Here is a 17,829-nt window from a genome sequence, read left to right as displayed (position 1 = left end):
GCTTTTGAAAGGGGTTCTGGCCATTTAGACGTGATGTCAAAAATATCGACAACATTCTTTCCGGGAGTGTTAAATAAACTGTGTCAAACCAAGAAATAAAAATATAATTGATATAAAAAAACGGAGGTTTGACATGAGTCAAGTAAATAAAACTACCGGTTTGGTAGATTATAAAGAATTAGAAACCTGTCGTCTATACGAGAAGGAAGACCGTTGACAGGAAAGGAGGGAGCATTAACACCATTTATAAAAAAGCTGCTGGAGGCGAGTCTAGAAGGTGAAATAGAACACCACTTGTCTGGTGAAAGCGAAGAAAATAATCGAAGAAATGGGAAAAACTTTACGTACAACTCATTTGAGTTGTTAACACCTAGAGACAGGGAAGGAAGCTTTGAACCCCAAATAGTTAGAAAAAGACAAACAACAGAACTTGAAGCAAAGGTCTTAAGCACATTTGCCAGTGGCATGGAGATATAGCGTCACATATTGAGGAAATTTACGATCACAAAATATCGGCGGCAGAGATATCAAGTATTACTGACAAACAGTAATCAACGAATGGCGTAGTCGTCCGCTGCAGTCTGTATATCCGATAGTTTTCATGGTTTTTTAAGGAGTTGTGTAAGTAAATGTATGTATAATATATTAGCAAAATGGCAGAAAAGAAGTTTTATTTAGCTGAAAGTGAAGTTCTGGTTGGGAGTACTAAATGATCTCAAAGAGAGAGGAGTGGAAGATATTCTAATTGCATGTGTAGATGGGCTAAAAAGCTTTCCTGCAGCAATAAACGGTGTGTTCCCTAATGCAGAATGTGTATAGTGCATCAGATACGTAACTCACTGAAGTATGTAGCTAGTAAAGAGTTTTTTGAGTGATTTAAAGAAAAGCTTCAAGTAAGGAAATTGCCGAGAATTATCTGTTGGAATTAGATGAAAAATGGGGCACAAAGTACCCTATAATCTTGGCAGAATAATTGGGAAAACCTATCTGGTTATTTTAAGTATTCCGACCCAGTTAGGAGGATAATCTATACTACTAATCCCATAGAGGGGCTACATAGGCAAATTAGGAAATTCACCAAAACCAAGGGCTCATTTACTAGCATAAATGCCTTGTATAAACAGGTATATTGTGCTATAAAGAAAGTGGAGGAGAAATGGACTATGCCTGTACATGATTGGGCATTGACTATATCTCAGCTCGATATTTTCTTTCCCAACAGATTGAAAATTGAGTTGAATTAAAAATGCAGTTTGACACAGTTTATTTAACACTCCCTATTATTGACTTTCATGCAATTAGAGAACCTACCTCTACTTGATAGAATACGAATTTCTAATTTTTTTCTTCTCTTATCCTCACTATTATTCATAAAACCTGCTACGCCAAGCCTGGCTATATAATAGTCATGTGGACAAGTGGTGCAAGATATATTTATACATGCTTTGGCAATTGTTTGATCTACATTTGGTCCAAGGCCCTTTTTCAGTATTTTGGTAGGCTTTCATATCGCACTTGTTGTGCTAGCATACGCGACTATTCTAGCCTTTCCTTTGCCTCAAGGTGAGATAACCTTCGGTAGGGAAAACAATAAGATAAAACTTAAAGTTAATGTATGTACCTTTTAAAAGCTAATGTCTGCTTTAATAAATCATTCCTTTCATTTATTAAATTACGCGGCCGTATATATTTTTCCTCAATTTCCCTCATCTCCCTTTCTCGTTCTTTGATGCTTGCTCCCATAATTTCTGCTAAGTACTTACTTTTTCCTCCCTCAAGCTCTGATTTTAGTCTCCTCACTTTGTATTCTAATTCATCAAATCTTTCATGCTTTTCTAAAAGTTCCATCATTTCGTTTATTTTACTTAATAGCTCTTTCTCTTTGGTATTTTCCGCAATCAAAGAAAGTAAAAATTTATCTATTTGATAATCAACATCTGCTTGGGATGCAAATGACTCTATTGGATTTTCTTGATATTTAAAATCGCATAAAAAGCTGACAAACCTTATCTTCTTCTCAAGGTAATTTTTCATATCTTTTGAAAGATTTTTTTCCAGTTCTTTGTAGCCTTTTGATAGAAATGTTTCTAGCTCTTTTAAGTAATTTGAGTTTAGCTTGCGTACCTTTTTAGCGTTATCAGGTAACACAATTATTAGCAAATGCTTTATTATCTCAATATCACTTGATTTTATTGCCTGGTACAACGCTTTTTCTCTATCTTCCTTCACATCATACAATTCTGATGAATCGCTCAAGCTGAATAAGTAATTTACTTCACTATCATCTTTTTTAGGATAGACTATAACATTCACTTCTCGCAGTGGATGGTCATCATTAAATTCCTTCAGTAATTCTTGCTCAGTAGTTTCTTCTATAGCAACGGCTGCATTACTTAGCTTTTTAAGCTGATTTATATCACTACTTTCTTTTTCAAGTAAAATTTTTGCTTCTTTCAGCAACCTTCTATAGTTAGTAATTTTTTCTTCATTGCTTAGTGCTAAAAAATATTGCTTGAGCTGCTCAGAACTATATGATAAAAACTCCATTGCTTTACCTTAACTTTACCGTTACAGTAACCCATTCTCATGAAAACTGAAACAATTTTCTTTTCCACAGAGAGTTAAACAAAGGTTTGAAAAAGGGTGAAGTGAAACCACCCCATTTCAATTCTAGTATCACATTAAGCCATTATCATAAAAACTAAAGTGACTTTTTTCTGTTATTATTACATGATCCATTAATTTGATTCCTACATTATCACATGCCAACTCTAATTTCCGTGTATTCTTTTCATCTTCCTCAGATGGTTCTTGGTCTCCGCTCGGATGATTATGTGCTACTATAGCAGACATTGCTTCGACCAATAATCCCCTTTTGACTATTTCTCTTATGTAAAAAGGTGTTTTGTTTACAGTTCCGGTGTCTTGAACATACTCGTGCACCAAACGGTTACCTGGATCCAAGTATATCACTCGTAAGCCTTCTTTTCTGAACTGCCCTATTGTTGCCTTCAAGTACTCTATTAGCTTTTCTCTATTATCCATAATTGATAACTCTTCTAATTTGCCTTTCAGTATCCTTTTTATAATTTCTCTCACACATTGAATACTTGCTACAGATGCATCATTCATTCCTACAACGCTTTTTAGCTCATAAAGATCAGCACTAATTACTTTTCCCACACTATTGAACAGCGCTATTAGTTTCTCTGCAACATTTCTGCTTTCTCCTTTTTCGCATACAGAATACAGTATAAGTTCCAATAGCTCATGATCAAGCAGAGACCTGTCTTTGCTTGATAAAATTCTAGTTTCTAATTTTTCTTTTCTTTTATTCTCACTATTATTCATAAAAACCTCCAAGATCAACATTATATACAAATTCAGCGCCAGCTTTCTGACTCAATAGTTCTCGAGGAATAACTCTTTTGAACTCTAAATTTGCAATGTTGTCCTTGTTGCTTGGGCACTGGGATGACAACACATAAGAAGCTACTTGAATGACACCCTTACGATATTTCAAATTACAACAGCTGTGCAGATCCAGTTAGAGAATAATGCGAAAAATTATACAATCAACGAACTACCCGCCATTTCATTTGGCTTTTTGAGTCCAAGTAGCTGTAAAATAGTAGGGGCAATATCAGATAGTCTTCCATCTCTTAATTTTAGATTTTCGCAAGATACAACGAATGGAACTTTATTTAGAGTGTGTGCTGTATGAAGTGTGTTGTTTTCTTCATCGAACATACATTCTACATTACCATGGTCTGCCGTAATAATGAGTGCGGTGTTACCAACTTCTTCAGCAGCACTCAGCACTCTTGCAAGGCAATCGTCTACAGCTAGCACAGCTTGCTCGGCTGCTTTTATGTTACCTGTGTGTCCCACCATATCAGGATTAGCGTAGTTTACAACTATCAGTGAAAATTCTTGAGAATGAATTTTTTTCACAAGCTCTTCTGTGAGCTCGAAGGCTGACATTTTAGGCTGCAGATCATAAGTTTTAACTTTTGGTGAAGGAATTAGTATTCTTTCTTCACCGGAAAAAGGTTCTTCTCTTCCGCAATTGAAAAAGAAAGTCACATGAGCATATTTCTCAGTTTCAGCAATGCGCAGTTGCCATAATTTATTGTCTGCTATTACCTGCCCCAAAGTGTTAGCGAAAGATTCAGGAGGAAAAAGATAAGGAATTTTTAAGTCTGCTTTGTATTGCATCATGCTTAAAATTGATGAGAATTTTGCAACTTCAGTGAATTTCTCGCATGACCATTGTTTTAATGAAAGATTAGCAGCGCTGGTTGGTGTCATTCCAGCGCGTGACGCTGGAATCCATATATTTTCTTCTTTCTGGATCCCAGTGTCAAGCACTGGGATGACAGAGGATTTTATATAGTCTGTTTTGTTAAGCAAAATACTTGCCAATTGTATCATTCGATCAGCACGAAAGTTAGCCAATAGCAATCCATCTTCTGGTTGTATACCTTGATAATCACCTATTACTGCAGGCCTGATAAACTCATCAGTTATATTATTTTGATAATTTTCATCAATAAGCAATACTACATCATCGTGGCGAGGTGCCTTTGCAAATGTGATAGCCTCATAAGCCTCAATTGTTCTTTCCCACCTATTATCACGGTCCATAGCATAATAACGCCCAGAGACAGTGGCAATTCTTATGTCATTGTCCTTTATACTCTCTGCAAATTCTTGAATGCATTTTTTTCCTGAATTTGGTAATGTGTCTCTGCCATCTAAAAATGCATGTATTACTACTTTAATTCCGCGCTGTGATATTTTATTTGCTAAAGCTGAAATGTGCTTTTGATGCGAATGGACACCGCCATCTGAAACTAATCCCATTATATGGCATATACCGTTCTTACTTTTTAGATCATCAATAAAATTCTTTAGATTTACATTATTTTCTATCGTTTCGATTTCTTGATTAATGCGTTGCAGACTTTGCATTACCACTCTACCACTGCCAATATTCATATGGCCAACTTCTGAATTGCCTATTTGGCCTTCTGGTAATCCAACATCAGTTCCACAAGTGGATAGACTGCATTTTGGGTAATTAGAGCTAATATATTGCCAACAGGGTGGATTTGCATTGCTGATAGCGTTGTATTTACTGCTTTCTATTCCATTCCCCCAGCCATCTAGTATGCATAAAACAACCGATTTAAAGTTCATATAATACTAGAATTTTATAGATTTAATATGATACCAAAAACAAACTCTCCTCACAACTTTTGCGTTAAAGTAGGAGATAGAAAAAGCTGCTTATAGGCAATGGTATATGAGGTTTTTCATAAAATATTTCATTAAAGTGATTGACAGTTGCTGAAGTTTTTACTAAAACACTTCCTACTTTTAATAAGAAAGTCAAATGAGTTTTACCCAATATGTAAAAGCTAATATTTTAGCAACATCAAGCACTATAATTAATATAAACAAATTCGTAAACTTTTTAAAACACAATACACACATTACAAAGCTTATTTTACGATGTTCAAGCATTAATTATGAAGTTATAAAAGAACTAGCTAAGCTTTCACATCTTACTTCACTTGATCTGAGTTGCTGTTGTATTGATACAGAAGGTGCAAAGGTTTTAGCAAGCGGAAATCTTACAAATCTTACTTCACTTGATTTAGGAGGAAACGAAATCGATGATGAGGGTGTAGAGGCTTTAGCAAGTGGAAATCTTACAAGCCTTACTGAGCTTAAATTATATGATAATAAAATTGGCGATAGAGGTGCAAAAGCTTTAGCAAGTGGAAATCTTAAAAAACTTACTTTACTGAGTTTAGGATGGAATGAAATTAGTGACAAAGGTGCAAAGGCTTTAGCGAGTGGAAATCTTACAAACCTTATTACACTTAAAGTATATGATAACAGCATTAATTACAGAGGTGCAAAAACTCTAGCTAATGGAAATTTGGTACGTCTTACTTCACTTATTTTCAATTATTGCAGTATTGATAGCACGTTGCCTAAAAATATTCTACCTGAATTAAAAAGGAAGTGTAATAAAAGAAAAATAGGAGGGGAGCCAGAGAGTAGGCTAAGCGATACACAGACATCTTTGCATTTTAATAGTAAGAAAACAAGTGACAGAAGAGAATAGTGGGCTGTAAATATATATTACAACAGAAATCAACGCTCCCCGGGCCGGATTCGAACCAGCGACCAATTGGTTAACAGCCAACTGCTCTACCACTGAGCTACCGAGGAATAAACCTTTTTCAACTTATCATATTGAACGTCGATTGTAAACGATTTTTATGTAGACTTTAAACCCATAAAACTCCTTTACAAACTCCGCCAATTCCCTTATCATACCAATAAGAGTATTCATCCTTGTTTTTGGGCTCAACGACAAAATTCAGTAAAAAACTCAGATATTTATTGGCAAATTACAAAAAATTATAGCGGCTGCATGTCTTTTTATTTTTTCTACATTCAGCCAAAACGCGCTTAAAATAAGCGTTAGCACATTATTACAACGCCAATTTAAATTATTATAGGGTCAAAACTCGCTATACGGGGATTCTTTTGCCTTTTTTCTATTTAGTGAATTTCTTAATACTTGTGACTCAAAGAGCAGCGTGTAATGCACGGCTGTACGAGCATTATCTGTAGGATGCCAGTGCCCAGACACTGGCATCACTGCCATTAAGTTAAGGGAAAGAGAAGTTAAGATTGGACAAAAAATTTGAAGCGATTGATAATTATGGTAAATACTAGGGTGAATTTTTAAGAAAAGGGAGTCTGAAAAGTGCAAGTTATTTAAAAAAGTAATAATTGCAGGTTATTTTGCAAAGAATGTACTAATGCAATGATACTGAAAAGATATCTTGAATTTAAAACACATGTTTTCTAGCTCTTTTCTGGTAGTTGAGTGAACGAATATCAGATATCTTATGACGATCAACTCTTCTCCCTTTTCTTACCACTAAAGTGTTCATCAAAAATAACTGTGATAGTCGATCCATAATGCAGTCTATGTCTGACTCTGTAGAAAAAATATCAAAGGCTAAGTTTTTAATCGCATTAAATGAGACAGATTTATTGATGCTTTTTTTTAGTTTACTATTCTGTGCGCTCAACGTCTCTTCATCATCTTCTATCATGATACTTTCTAGATTACTGATGAAGATAGTTGACCAAAAATCCTGCTTGATAGTTTCAATACTTTTTCCTGTGAAATTCTCTAAATTTAATCTTCCCTTCAGCCTAGAAAAAAATGTTTCTACTCCCCAGCGCAAGTAATATAATCTCTCAAACTCTTCGACTGTAAAACTTTGCTCATCTAACAGAGATGTTACTAACACTTCAACTTCTCCAGAAGAAAGTATTATTTTGACTAACCTGAATTTCATCTCATCAGGTAATCCTAGCTTTCGTAGCTGTCTTGCTACTTTAATAGGTGCGGTAGACACTACCACCATACTAGATGGGCTTTCCGGCTTAAACATAGCGTTTATTTCATTGAAAGACGAACTTGGACAGCGAATTATATAATTGATTTTCCTTCCTGTAAGCTCAGCAAGAAATCGATAAGATACGTATCCTCTATCACAGATTAACAAATCGTCTGATTTTATGGATTCAAGCATACCGATCGCTAAATCAACCTCATAGCTGTCACCTCTACTTAGCACAGATTTTATTGCAATATTATTTAGCACATCGTAGCAAACTTCAAAGGTTGCACTTGTATAGTCTTCAAATCTCTGGATTCCATTCCATACTGCTCTTGAGCCAAACTCGCCTATTATTTTGTCGCTCTTTGGCAGAATCAGTATTGAAGCATCAAATGCAAGTACTCTGAAGCCATGGTGGGTTTTAAATTCCTGATCTTGGTAGTATAGGGAAACTATATCATCATTTAACTCTGAAAACGCAGTATGCTTTAGCTTCTTTCTTGCTTGAGTAAATGCACTTGCCGTAATTGTGTAATCTTTTCTTGTATGCAGAACAAACTCATTAAGCATTACTTGTAATGACTTTACACTCTTTCTAAAAATCAGGAGAAATACATTAATGAAGGGCAGCTTTCTTTTTCGTGAGAAGTCTTTTGAGGATGCTCTGTGTGCGTTTATAAAGTTTAAACTCATCAATTTATTTTTTATAAACATGATTATTCTTTTTTTTACTCATGTCATTACTTCTTTTAATTTGTGGATCTTACCTGATTTTACAATACAGTCCATCACTTTCCCTTAACTTAATGGCAGTGATACTCCCCTGCATGTTGCTGTAATGACTAGTAATTTGTTTACTGATGAAATGTCTGATTTTTTGGATATGGTAAGAAAGCTTTTAGATAAAGGGGCTAAGATTTATACTAGAAATAAAGGTGGTTTCACACCTTTAGGATTAGTAAAAAGAGGAAGTGACTTGGAGATGTTTTTTTTTAATTACCAAGACAATTCTGGTAGTACGTTACTGCATCATGCTGCTTTTGGTAATGACCCAAAATTGATAAAATTTTTATTAAATGAATTAAAGTTTAATATTAATATTATAAACGAAGAAGGCAATACTCCTCTGCATGTTGCTGCGAGGTATGGTCGGTTAGATGCAGTAAAAGGGCTTTTAAGCAGAAGGGCTAATATTGATGCTAGAAACAATGTAAACAATACTCCTCTGCATATTGCTGCAAGGTATGGTCAGTTAGATGTAGTAAGAGAGCTTTTAGACAAAAAGGCTAAGATTTATACTGGAAACAAAGCAGGCAATGCTCCTCTGCATGTTGCTGCAAGGTATGGTCAGTTAGATGTAGTAAAAGAGCTTTTAGACAAAAAGGCTAAGATTTATACTGGAAACAAAGCAGGCAATGCTCCTCTGCATGTTGCTGCAAGGTATGGTCAGTTAGATGTAGTAAAAGAGCTTTTAGACAAAAAGGTTAAGATCAATACTGAAAACGGTATAGGCAGTACTCCTCTGCATGTTGCTGCAAGGTATGGTCAGTTAGATGTAGTAAAAGAGCTTTTAACCAGAAGGGCTAATATTGATGATGAAAACAAAAAAGGCAATACTCCTCTGTATGTAGCTGATATTAATGCTAAGAATAATAATAATTCTACTGCTCTGCATGTTGCTGCAAGATATGGTCATTTAAATATAGTAAGAGAGCTTCTAGACAAAAAGGCTAAGATTTATGCTAAAAACACTGTAGGCAATACTCCTCTGCATGTTGCTGCAAGATATGGTCATTTGAATATAGTAAGAGAGTTTTTAAAAAGAGGGGCTAAGACTAATGCTGAAAACAAAAAAAGCGATACTCCTCTGCATGTCGCTGCAAGGCATGATTATTTAGATGTAATAAAAGAGCTTTTAAACAAATGGGCTAAGATCAATGCGAAAAACAGTATAGGCGATACTCCTCTGCATGTTGCTGCAAGACATGGTCATTTAAATATAGTAAGAGAGCTTTTAAAAAGAGGGGCTAATATGTATGCTGAAAACAATGATGATCTCATACCTTTTGAATTAGTAAACAACGAAAGTAAGTTGGAGGTAGTAAATTTTCTTTTAGATCTCAAAAGCGATCATGGCTATACGTTAATGCATTATGCTGTTGAGAATAACAAAACAAATTTGATAGGCTCTTTATCACGATTATGGAGAGAGGATGAGATTAATACTTATTATGATGACATACCTTTAGAATTAACAAGTGGAGCAAAAAATACATTTTCTCTAATAAATAATTTGTTAAATTGGATAAAAAGCTCTATAGGTAGGTTATTAGGTTCTAGTTCTGCTCTGCCTGAAACTTCAACAAATTATTCTAATACAGCTGGTACTAGCCAATTTAGTCGTGAAGTTTGTGTGAGTAACAATGTTGGCTTGGCATTTTTCTTGTTGCAAAGTTTCCTAGATAAAAAATATCCTCTTCCTAAGTTTTGTTCCATTACTCCTGAAAAAGCTCTAGCTAACACACTGAATATCGTAGAAGAATTTGAAAAAGCACTTGAAAAAACGGCTAGACAATCTGGTGTATTGGTAAAAGCTTTTGACTTTTTTAAAGTATATTCAGATATAGCAGGCCAGGTGAGAAACGAGAGGTACTCTCAAATACCAAATATTTTATATTTAGCTGCAAAAGAAGTTTGTCCAAAAAATGAGAAGTTTCTGAGTATTTTAAAAGGCAATATTGAAAAGATGTTTGATGAGCAGCAGGTAGTTGATAGTGGATATCAATCTAACGACATTGCTGATAATAAACCTAGAAGCTATTTAAATAATATAACAGTGGAAAAACAGCTACAAATCATGCTATTTCTTCCTGAAGTTGTTTAATTTCATCTACCGAAAGGCCAGTGATTTCAGCGATAACATCAATAGAGACACCGGCCTTGAGTGAGTTTTTTGCAACTTCAATTTTACCTTCAATTTTACCTTCAATTTTACCTTTTTCATGCCCGATTTGGATGCCTTCTTGTCTACCTTCTTGTCTACCTTCATGTTTAGCATCATCGAGTTTTTGAGCAAGGACAGCCTGTTCATCACGAATACGCTTTATCTCTTGTTCATAGGCAATAAATTCTTTTTCTGACCAATTGAACCTATTTAGTTCTTCATATGCTCTTTTAATTATTAGATCACTTCCTATTATTCTCTCTAGCTCTTCTTCACTAGTTTCGTCTGCATATCTAAAGAAGTAGACCCATTTTTCAACTATACTTGAAAGCTGATCTTCTTTGGTTTTTGGAAATTTAGGCAACTCAATAAATATAAAGTAAAAATCTTTTAGATCATGTTCATTAGTATCTTCATCGCGAATAGTGTGCTTTGATTTGTACTCATACTTATCAGGAAATAAAATACAATCTGCTATAGCAATAAAGATAATTTCCTTAAGGTCATGATATTGATCACCTTTATCAGCTTGTCTTGAGTAAGCTTTAGCAGCATAGTATTGTGCACGTTTTTCAAAGCCTTTAGTTTTAGCAACCTGCATTTCGACTATCACTTGCAGCCCATTTTCATCTCTACAAAGAACATCAACAATGCTTTGTTTTTTAGAAGCAATATCAGGGTCTTGAATAGTACTTAAGAACTCTATATCCTTTATTGTACTTTTGCCAGTGAAGCCAAGGATATCATTAAGGAAGTGAATAAGAATGTCCTTATTTTTTTCAGTGCCAAAGATGCGCTTGAACGATATATCATTTTTTGGATCGAGAAACTTCGAAAGAGCCATAGGAAATCCACTTAAAAAGCATTAATAATTATACACAATTGTGAAGAAATATTCAACGTTTTTATGCTAAAGTCTATTAAAGTTAGCAAAATTTCAAGAGTTGGGAAAAATTACCTTCATAGATAACCCTAGTATGCACCTTAGACGCCCTTTTGTAGATCTTTTTATCAACTCTTCTATAAGGTAATATTAAAATGCCAACAACATGATTTAGCAGCCTCAAAGATACCTATTTAAAGTGTGAACTTCTTCGCTTGTCATAGCATAGGCATTTAATATACTAGTTCTCAACAAAGGTAACATATGCTAGAAAATTTCTATCTAAAACTTTTAAAATTGCAGGTTATGAAAAAGAATGACCGTTAGCTATACTAATTCTTTAGATCACGAAGTGGGAGAGAAAGTAAGAAGTTGGAGGTTAAAGCGAGGTTATACTCAAAAGGATTTAGCGGAAAAAATCGGCGTAACGTATCAAATAGTACTACAATATGAAAAAGGAACACGAAAAATTTCGATTAAAAAGTTGTGCGCTATAGCAAAGGTGTTATCAATTAATATTACGGATCTTATTCCTGTATCAAATGAAAAAATCTGTTTTGAAGATAAGGGAGAGGAGATATTAAATCTAGTAAGAGAATATAAAAAGATTAATGATCAGGAGTTACGTAGAATGTTTTGTTTGCTAACCAAATTTGTCCAAGTCAGTGAAAAAAGTAGTAGGAAAGCAGAGAAAGTAAAAATTGCAAAGGGTTTGGTTAAAGAAGGAATTTCTGTTGATGTCGTTGCAAAAACAATAGGTCTCTCTGCTGATGAATGTGTTGAAGAAAAAGTTGGTTCTATATACTACCAAATAGGGAAAAAGATAAAAGAATGGAGGCTAGTGAGAGAGTATACTCAAAAAGATTTAGGAGAGAAAATGGCTACAACACGTGACGAAATAAGCAATTATGAGCAAGGAAGGACTGCTATTCCACTGGAAAAATTATATGAGATAGCAGAAACATTATCAATTAGTATTACAAATCTACTAATAGAGGAAGATGAAGGTAGTAAAGTAGTACCTAATTTGATAAAAGAATACAAAAAAATTGAGAGTCAAGAATTACGCTATGCGCTAATAAAATCTCTGCTTGAAGAGATACGGATTTGCGAAGAAAAAGTGAAAAGAGCAGAAAATTGCAAAAGACTTAGTAAAAGAAGGAATTTCTATCGATATTGTGTTACGAACAGTAGTCATCTCTCTAAGCGAAATTCAACAAGTTTAAAATAAAAAAATCAGTATATATTAATATCTTCACCTATTCATGAAAAAATAAGTAAAAAAGATTGAGAAATTGATTTGACTTCACTCGCAAGCTATGGCTTTATGCCAATGCTGATAAAAAAAACAGCAGTAAATATTTAAAAAAGTTTGTTGTTAGTGAAGGGTAAATTATATGAATAAAAGTAAAGAAGAAATCGAATTCAGAATATTAGAAAGCAAAGGAAAAGCACTACTTGATCGTGAAATAATGGAAACGTTTCTAAGTGCAGTACATGAAAGGCCACAAGCTCAAGAAATTGCTAAAAATCTGGTGAATACCTATACAGGAGTAGGAAGGATTTTAGGTCGAGAAATGGATGACCTGAAAGTCATAGAAGGAGTAACTGATTCTGCAGTGGCAATGATTATGTGTGTTAAGGAAACACTAGAAAGGGTACTGAGAGAAAAGCTCAAAAGTGAGCCAATAATGGACTTACAAGGGCTAGTAGAGTACTTAAACGTAAGTATAGGTCACGCAGAGAGGGAATGTGTAAAAATATTGTATTTGAATAAAAGGCGCCAATTAATCGGAGAAGAATCCTATATTGGTGAAATGGAAAAAGCACCGGTGTACATAAAGGAGATTACAAGAAAGGCATTAATAAAAAATACAACATCAATAATAATGTCACATAACCATCCTGGAGGAAGTTTAGAACCGTCAGAAGAAGATCAAGAAGTAACAAAGAGCTTAGCAGCAGCATGTAGTACTGTAAGCGTTAGATTATTTGATCATATTATCATTACAAGTGCGGGCTATTTTAGCTTTAGAGAAAACGGATTGTTATAGCAGAAAGTATTTGCAAGTTTACTCACTACAATTTATGCTGAGTAATAGAGTGTATAAATTAAGGTTTGTATACTTAAAAAGTATTTTTAATATGAGGTTTATATGACTAGTAAAGATCAGAATAAAAAGACTAATGTTAATCACAAGAAAATATTTGGTGCTCTTGAAAGCGTTGATATAGAGCAGTCTAAATTTGTGAGTAAAATTAATAACCAGAAGGAGATAAACCGGGAGACTTCCCCTAGCAGAAACATTCGCGAAAACAAAATCAACTACGGGAAAGGATTTGACTACATATATGGCACAAAACCTGTAAGCGATCAAGCAGAAGATTTAAATCCGTTTACTTCAGCTTTAAAAAAATAAAGCCAAATACAGAAAAGTTGAGCTGGTTTAAGAGTGCTGTGGTAAGAGCAAAAAGTTCAAATGAACTGCACAAGGCTGTAGACGAAGCACTAGCTGCTGGAGCAAGGCTAAATGCATGTAATGAGGGAGAATGGAGTATTGCAGAGTATGTAGTATTGGGTACACATTTTCACAGATTAGAAAAAGGTGATCGAAAAAAGCTAATACGTAAATTAATGCTAAGTGGTGCAGAGTTTCATGATACGCTACTGCAGAATAAACTGATAGATGAAATCTACAAGGAATTGCAATCAGAGGTACAACCACAAATAGACAAGAAACTTGGAGAACTGAGAAAAGCTGGCGAAAGTGCTGTTCAGAAAGGAACTTTAATAGATGTGGAAATAGATAATACAACATCGTATATGGAATTTTCTAAGGATAGCAAGGTAGAAGCTTCCAAAGTATTAGAAGGTACAGGTCTAAACAGAGGTTTAATTTTAAGAATGGGTAATAATGCAGTAGAGGTTAAAAGCGAGAAAGGAGATATAAGAAACTATACCGATATGTCAGATGGCAGCTCTGTCATGTTAGAATTTCCTACAAGCCTTGGTAAGCTAAATATTATATTGTACCAAGATGTAAAAAAATATGATCAAGTACAAGTGAGAGTAGAAAACAAGGAAATGTGGGCTGAATTACAACAAAGAGGAGAAGAAATAGGAAAAAACTGCCTTTTTGGGGGAGTGAAACTTAAAGAAGCGGTAGAAAGAGGTAGTTTCACTAGATGTGGCATATGGAGTGAAAAGCAGAAGGAAGTAAGTGAAAAATTGTTTTCATGGGCAGACAAAGTACGTGAAAATAGTAAAGAAACTTGTAGGGCACTTTAATTTAAAGGTTCCAGAGTCTGGCTATTATATCTGGAGCCTTTGAGCTATAGTAGAAAATATTATATGTATGGTTCTTTTCGTGGAAAGAAGTCTAGACTATGAAGTAGGGCAAAAAGTGAAAAGTTGGAGGTTAGAGAGGGGGTATACTCAGAAAGATTTAGCTGAGAAAATTGGTGTAAAGTATTGGGTGATACTGCAATATGAGAAAGGAAACCGTAGAATTTCAATTGAAAGGTTATATGCTATAGCTGAGGCACTATCAATCAGTATTACGGATCTCATTCCTGTATCAAAAATCTGTTTTGAAGATGACGGAGAGGAAATATTAAATCTAGTAAGAGAATATAAAAAGATTAACGATCATGAGTTACGTAGAATGTTTTGTTTGCTAACCAAATTTGTCCAAGTCAGTGAAAAAAGTAGTAGAAAATCGGAAAAAATAAAAATTGCAAAGGGTCTGGTTAAAGCAGGAATTTCTGTTGATATTGTTTCACAAGCAATTGGCCTCTCTGCTGATGAATGTATTGAAGAAAAAGTTGGTTCTATACACTGCCAAATAGGAAAGAAGATAAAAGAATGGAGGATAGTGAGAGAGTATGCTCAAAAAGATTTAGCAGAGAAAATGAATACAACACGTCACGAAATAAGCAACTATGAACAAGGAAGGACTTCTGTTCCACTTGATAAATTATATGGAATAGCAAAGGTGTTATCAATTAATATCATGGACCTACTTGAACTAACAGGAGATGAGATAGAAAATGAGCTACCTGATTTGATTAAAGAATACAAAGAAATTGAGAGCCAAGAACTACGTAATGCATTAATAAAATCTTTGTTTGAAGGGATACGGATTTGTGAGGAGAAAGTGAGAGAGATAGAAAGGATTAAAGTTGCAAAGGATCTAGTAAAAGGTGGAATTTCTATTGATATTATTTTACAAGCGGTAGGTTTACCTGTTGATGTAGTTCTAGATGGGTAGCTCATGAAAAAATTATAGCAATAAAGTTTTAAATGGAGGTATATGTGTTTGTTTCTGCAAGCAATGTTAGCTATAGAATAGGGCAAAGAATAGAAAATTGTAGGTTAATGCGAGGGCATACTCAAATAGGATTAGCAAGTAAAATAGGTTTAACATACCAAGAAGTAAACAGCTATGAAAGTGGCTATAGCGCTATTCCAATTGAAGTACTATATGTAATAGCAAGAGTGTTGTCAGTTAATGTTGTAGATCTATTACCCAAACCAATAACAGTAAGAGAGTATGAAGATGAAGACGAGGAAATACTCTATCTAACAAAAATATACGAGAATCAAAAGTTAGGCAAAATAGTACCTTCATTAGTCAGGTTTGTTCATATTAGTGAAAAAATTAATCAAGAAGAGGCAAGATTAGAGGTAGCAAAAAATCTAGTTAAAGAAGGAGTGTCAATTGACATAATTTCCCAAGCAACCGGCTTATCTATTCACGAGTATGATAATACAGAGAGAGAAATCTGCACTGATTCTATATATTACAGAGTAGGGCAAAGAATAAGAGAATGGAGGTTGATAAGAAGGTATACTCAGGAAGATTTAGCAAACAAAGTTGGTGTAACACTCAAGGAAATACACGAGTATGAAAAAGGATATACTGCCATATCATTTGACAAATTATATCAAATAGCAGAACAATTATCAGTGAATATTAAAGTTCTGCTACCTAAAACAAGAGAAAGCAAAAAGCTATTGAGTTTAATAAATGAGTACAGAGAACAAGAATCATTAGATGCATTAGTCAAATTTTTATCTGAAGATATGAAAAATGGCAAGGAAAAAGTTAAAAAAACAGAAAAAATCAAGGTTGCAAAAAATCTAGTGAAGGCGGGTGTTTCTACTGATGTTATTTTGCGAGCAAGTGGCCTAACTGCTGATGAGTGTGAAAATTGAATTGTGTTAAAGATAGTTGGGTACTGAGAAATATTATATTAAGATGTAAGTGAAAATAATTATATATTTAATATGTCTATTCTAAAAACTTGTTTAGCTCTGCAGAATTTGGCATCTCTACTTATCAAGATATAACATCACAAAATTTCTCTATCACTTTCTGATTGTCCTCTATCATTGCCTTTGCCTCTTGCTGAAGAGATTTGATATTTTTTGATGTAATATTATCCATGTCAGGTGATGCTATTTTCAATTGTGATTGTATACGTATATATTTATCAGCTATAACTTGATTGAGTTGGTAGTTTACTGCATCTAAACTGGAAGCAAACATCACATGTAGTAGTGGTTTTATCCAACCTATCTTTCCAAATCTCTTTGAATTGGCATACTCTATGCTTCTATCTGTTCTACCAGTACCTAGTGATAACAGTATAATCTCATCATTTGGAAACAATTTCTTACCACTTGCATATGCACAAGCAGCTGGATTATTGGCAAATACCCCGCCATCCACTAATACCATTTCCTTGTGGTTAATTTTAAGATATTTAGGTGCAAAGTAAGTAGGTGCTGCAGTTGCTGCTCTTAATACATCCCTTAATTTAATAAAATTTCTATCCTCTTTCCAGCTTTTGAAGAAAAATGGGCAGTTATTGTGAATATCGTAACTCGTAATCAACACATTACTTAAAGTGTTTTTAAGGATATCATCGCCAAAATATTTATCCAGTACAAATTCAATATTTTTATGTGGGTATTGTGCGCAATTAAGCCAAGAAAATATTGATCTTCTCAAAAATGAAGATTTAAAAATATATGACCCGTATTTTTGGTAAAGCTCGACTAAATCATTGGCTGAATATTGAGGGTTTCCTTGTTTATCTTTTTTACATAATCCTGCTATAACAATTCCACCGGTTGAGGTCCCTGCCATAAGATCAAAGATTTCAGCTATCGGTTTCCTTGTCCTTTGCTCTATTTCTGCTAGAATAATGGCTGGTATGATGCCTCTAATACCACCTCCATCAACGGATAAAATGTATTTAATCATTGTAAGTTTAGGTAAAGGTATTAAGATTTAATTTTTCCGCTTAAAACCTGCAATTTAAACTCATCTAATTCTTCAGAAAGATTTTTTACCCTTTCCTCAAGTACTAATACTTTTTCCATTAAACCATATTCAATAAGTTTATCGTGAAATTGTACCCTTGAGTCTAGCTTGGATAACCACCATATCAATGCTACGGTTTGGATTAATATGGTAATAATTACTGTAATTGGGATTTTTTTTAGCATATTTTTTACTGATTATAAAGTAATTGCAAATTACTGATAAAAGAAG

General features: G+C 34.2%; 12 protein-coding genes, 1 tRNA gene and 3 pseudogenes. 8 read left to right on the top strand and 8 right to left on the bottom strand.

What is annotated here, in order from left to right:
* The first annotated feature begins 133 nt into the window (after positions 1 to 133).
* Positions 134 to 1,244 (top strand): annotated as a pseudogene (locus ABLO99_RS00445) (IS256 family transposase).
* A gap of 364 nt (positions 1,245 to 1,608) precedes the next feature.
* On the opposite strand, the gene ABLO99_RS00440 reads toward ABLO99_RS00445, so the two are convergent.
* The 3 genes from ABLO99_RS00440 to ABLO99_RS00430 form a co-directional block, all read right to left on the bottom strand.
* On the bottom strand, positions 1,609 to 2,547 hold the full coding sequence (locus ABLO99_RS00440) for a hypothetical protein (protein WP_349967749.1): 939 nt from the start codon (positions 2,545 to 2,547) through the stop codon (positions 1,609 to 1,611).
* Between the two features lie 129 nt (positions 2,548 to 2,676).
* Positions 2,677 to 3,351 (bottom strand): RadC family protein, encoded by a 675-nt coding sequence (locus ABLO99_RS00435; protein ID WP_114517702.1) that lies wholly within the window; start codon positions 3,349 to 3,351, stop codon positions 2,677 to 2,679.
* A 216-nt stretch (positions 3,352 to 3,567) separates the two neighbouring features.
* Positions 3,568 to 5,202, bottom strand: coding sequence for a 2,3-bisphosphoglycerate-independent phosphoglycerate mutase (locus ABLO99_RS00430; RefSeq protein ID WP_047758964.1), 1,635 nt, complete (start codon positions 5,200 to 5,202; stop codon positions 3,568 to 3,570).
* A gap of 196 nt (positions 5,203 to 5,398) precedes the next feature.
* Here ABLO99_RS00430 and ABLO99_RS00425 point away from each other — a divergent pair, with 196 nt between their 5' ends.
* A complete protein-coding gene (locus ABLO99_RS00425; protein WP_047758963.1) occupies positions 5,399 to 6,139 on the top strand; it encodes a leucine rich repeat protein in 741 nt (246 codons plus the stop codon).
* A gap of 35 nt (positions 6,140 to 6,174) precedes the next feature.
* Here ABLO99_RS00425 and ABLO99_RS00420 read toward each other — a convergent pair.
* Together ABLO99_RS00420 and ABLO99_RS00415 are read right to left on the bottom strand one after the other, a co-directional pair.
* Positions 6,175 to 6,246, bottom strand: a tRNA-Asn gene (locus tag ABLO99_RS00420).
* A gap of 629 nt (positions 6,247 to 6,875) precedes the next feature.
* Entirely contained in the window at positions 6,876 to 8,153 is a 1,278-nt protein-coding gene (locus ABLO99_RS00415; RefSeq protein ID WP_349966866.1) for an IS4-like element ISWpi18 family transposase, read from the bottom strand.
* 124 nt (positions 8,154 to 8,277) lie between these two features.
* Here ABLO99_RS00415 and ABLO99_RS00410 point away from each other — a divergent pair, with 124 nt between their 5' ends.
* Positions 8,278 to 10,323: an ankyrin repeat domain-containing protein gene (locus ABLO99_RS00410; RefSeq protein WP_349967748.1), complete on the top strand. Its 2,046-nt coding sequence runs from the start codon at positions 8,278 to 8,280 to the stop codon at positions 10,321 to 10,323.
* On the opposite strand, the gene ABLO99_RS00405 is transcribed toward ABLO99_RS00410, so the two are convergent.
* On the bottom strand, positions 10,295 to 11,227 hold the full coding sequence (locus ABLO99_RS00405; RefSeq protein WP_349967746.1) for an Rpn family recombination-promoting nuclease/putative transposase: 933 nt from the start codon (positions 11,225 to 11,227) through the stop codon (positions 10,295 to 10,297). The genes ABLO99_RS00410 and ABLO99_RS00405 overlap by 29 nt on opposite strands.
* A 355-nt stretch (positions 11,228 to 11,582) precedes the next feature.
* Here ABLO99_RS00405 and ABLO99_RS00400 point away from each other — a divergent pair.
* The 5 genes and pseudogenes from ABLO99_RS00400 (at position 11,583) to ABLO99_RS00380 (ending at position 16,484) form a co-directional block, all read left to right on the top strand.
* Positions 11,583 to 12,492: pseudogene (locus ABLO99_RS00400) on the top strand (helix-turn-helix domain-containing protein).
* A 171-nt stretch (positions 12,493 to 12,663) separates the two neighbouring features.
* Positions 12,664 to 13,320: a RadC family protein gene (locus tag ABLO99_RS00395; RefSeq protein ID WP_349966961.1), complete on the top strand. Its 657-nt coding sequence runs from the start codon at positions 12,664 to 12,666 to the stop codon at positions 13,318 to 13,320.
* Positions 13,321 to 13,422: 102 nt separating this feature from the next.
* Positions 13,423 to 14,555: pseudogene (locus ABLO99_RS00390) on the top strand (hypothetical protein).
* Positions 14,556 to 14,622: 67 nt separating this feature from the next.
* The gene (locus tag ABLO99_RS00385; protein ID WP_349967744.1) at positions 14,623 to 15,537 is read left to right on the top strand and encodes a helix-turn-helix transcriptional regulator; all 915 of its coding nucleotides are present in this window, start codon (positions 14,623 to 14,625) and stop codon (positions 15,535 to 15,537) included.
* Positions 15,538 to 15,569: 32 nt separating this feature from the next.
* A complete protein-coding gene (locus ABLO99_RS00380; RefSeq protein WP_410543674.1) occupies positions 15,570 to 16,484 on the top strand; it encodes a helix-turn-helix domain-containing protein in 915 nt (304 codons plus the stop codon).
* 124 nt (positions 16,485 to 16,608) lie between these two features.
* Here ABLO99_RS00380 and ABLO99_RS00375 read toward each other — a convergent pair whose 3' ends face one another.
* Positions 16,609 to 17,538: a patatin-like phospholipase family protein gene (locus tag ABLO99_RS00375; protein WP_349967742.1), complete on the bottom strand. Its 930-nt coding sequence runs from the start codon at positions 17,536 to 17,538 to the stop codon at positions 16,609 to 16,611.
* A gap of 20 nt (positions 17,539 to 17,558) precedes the next feature.
* Entirely contained in the window at positions 17,559 to 17,783 is a 225-nt protein-coding gene (locus tag ABLO99_RS00370; protein WP_349967740.1) for a hypothetical protein, read from the bottom strand.
* Positions 17,784 to 17,829 lie beyond the last annotated feature (46 nt).

Source organism: Wolbachia endosymbiont of Armadillidium arcangelii, assembly GCF_040207875.1.
Classification (GTDB): Bacteria; Pseudomonadota; Alphaproteobacteria; order Rickettsiales; family Anaplasmataceae; genus Wolbachia.
The sequence above is the reverse complement of the archived record's forward strand: the minus strand, read 5'-3'. Positions and strand labels throughout refer to the sequence as shown.

Excerpts from the sequence above, each read along its gene's own strand:
- ABLO99_RS00440 (WP_349967749.1), bottom strand. The coding sequence starts at position 2,547 with ATGGAGTTTTTATCATATAGTTCTGAGCAGCTCAAGCAATATTTTTTA.
- ABLO99_RS00435 (WP_114517702.1), bottom strand. The coding sequence starts at position 3,351 with ATGAATAATAGTGAGAATAAAAGAAAAGAAAAATTAGAAACTAGAATT.
- ABLO99_RS00430 (WP_047758964.1), bottom strand. The coding sequence starts at position 5,202 with ATGAACTTTAAATCGGTTGTTTTATGCATACTAGATGGCTGGGGGAAT.
- ABLO99_RS00425 (WP_047758963.1), top strand. The coding sequence starts at position 5,399 with ATGAGTTTTACCCAATATGTAAAAGCTAATATTTTAGCAACATCAAGC.
- ABLO99_RS00415 (WP_349966866.1), bottom strand. The coding sequence starts at position 8,153 with ATGTTTATAAAAAATAAATTGATGAGTTTAAACTTTATAAACGCACAC.
- ABLO99_RS00410 (WP_349967748.1), top strand. The coding sequence starts at position 8,278 with ATGACTAGTAATTTGTTTACTGATGAAATGTCTGATTTTTTGGATATG.
- ABLO99_RS00405 (WP_349967746.1), bottom strand. The coding sequence starts at position 11,227 with ATGGCTCTTTCGAAGTTTCTCGATCCAAAAAATGATATATCGTTCAAG.
- ABLO99_RS00395 (WP_349966961.1), top strand. The coding sequence starts at position 12,664 with ATGAATAAAAGTAAAGAAGAAATCGAATTCAGAATATTAGAAAGCAAA.
- ABLO99_RS00385 (WP_349967744.1), top strand. The coding sequence starts at position 14,623 with ATGGTTCTTTTCGTGGAAAGAAGTCTAGACTATGAAGTAGGGCAAAAA.
- ABLO99_RS00380 (WP_410543674.1), top strand. The coding sequence starts at position 15,570 with ATGGAGGTATATGTGTTTGTTTCTGCAAGCAATGTTAGCTATAGAATA.
- ABLO99_RS00375 (WP_349967742.1), bottom strand. The coding sequence starts at position 17,538 with ATGATTAAATACATTTTATCCGTTGATGGAGGTGGTATTAGAGGCATC.
- ABLO99_RS00370 (WP_349967740.1), bottom strand. The coding sequence starts at position 17,783 with ATGCTAAAAAAAATCCCAATTACAGTAATTATTACCATATTAATCCAA.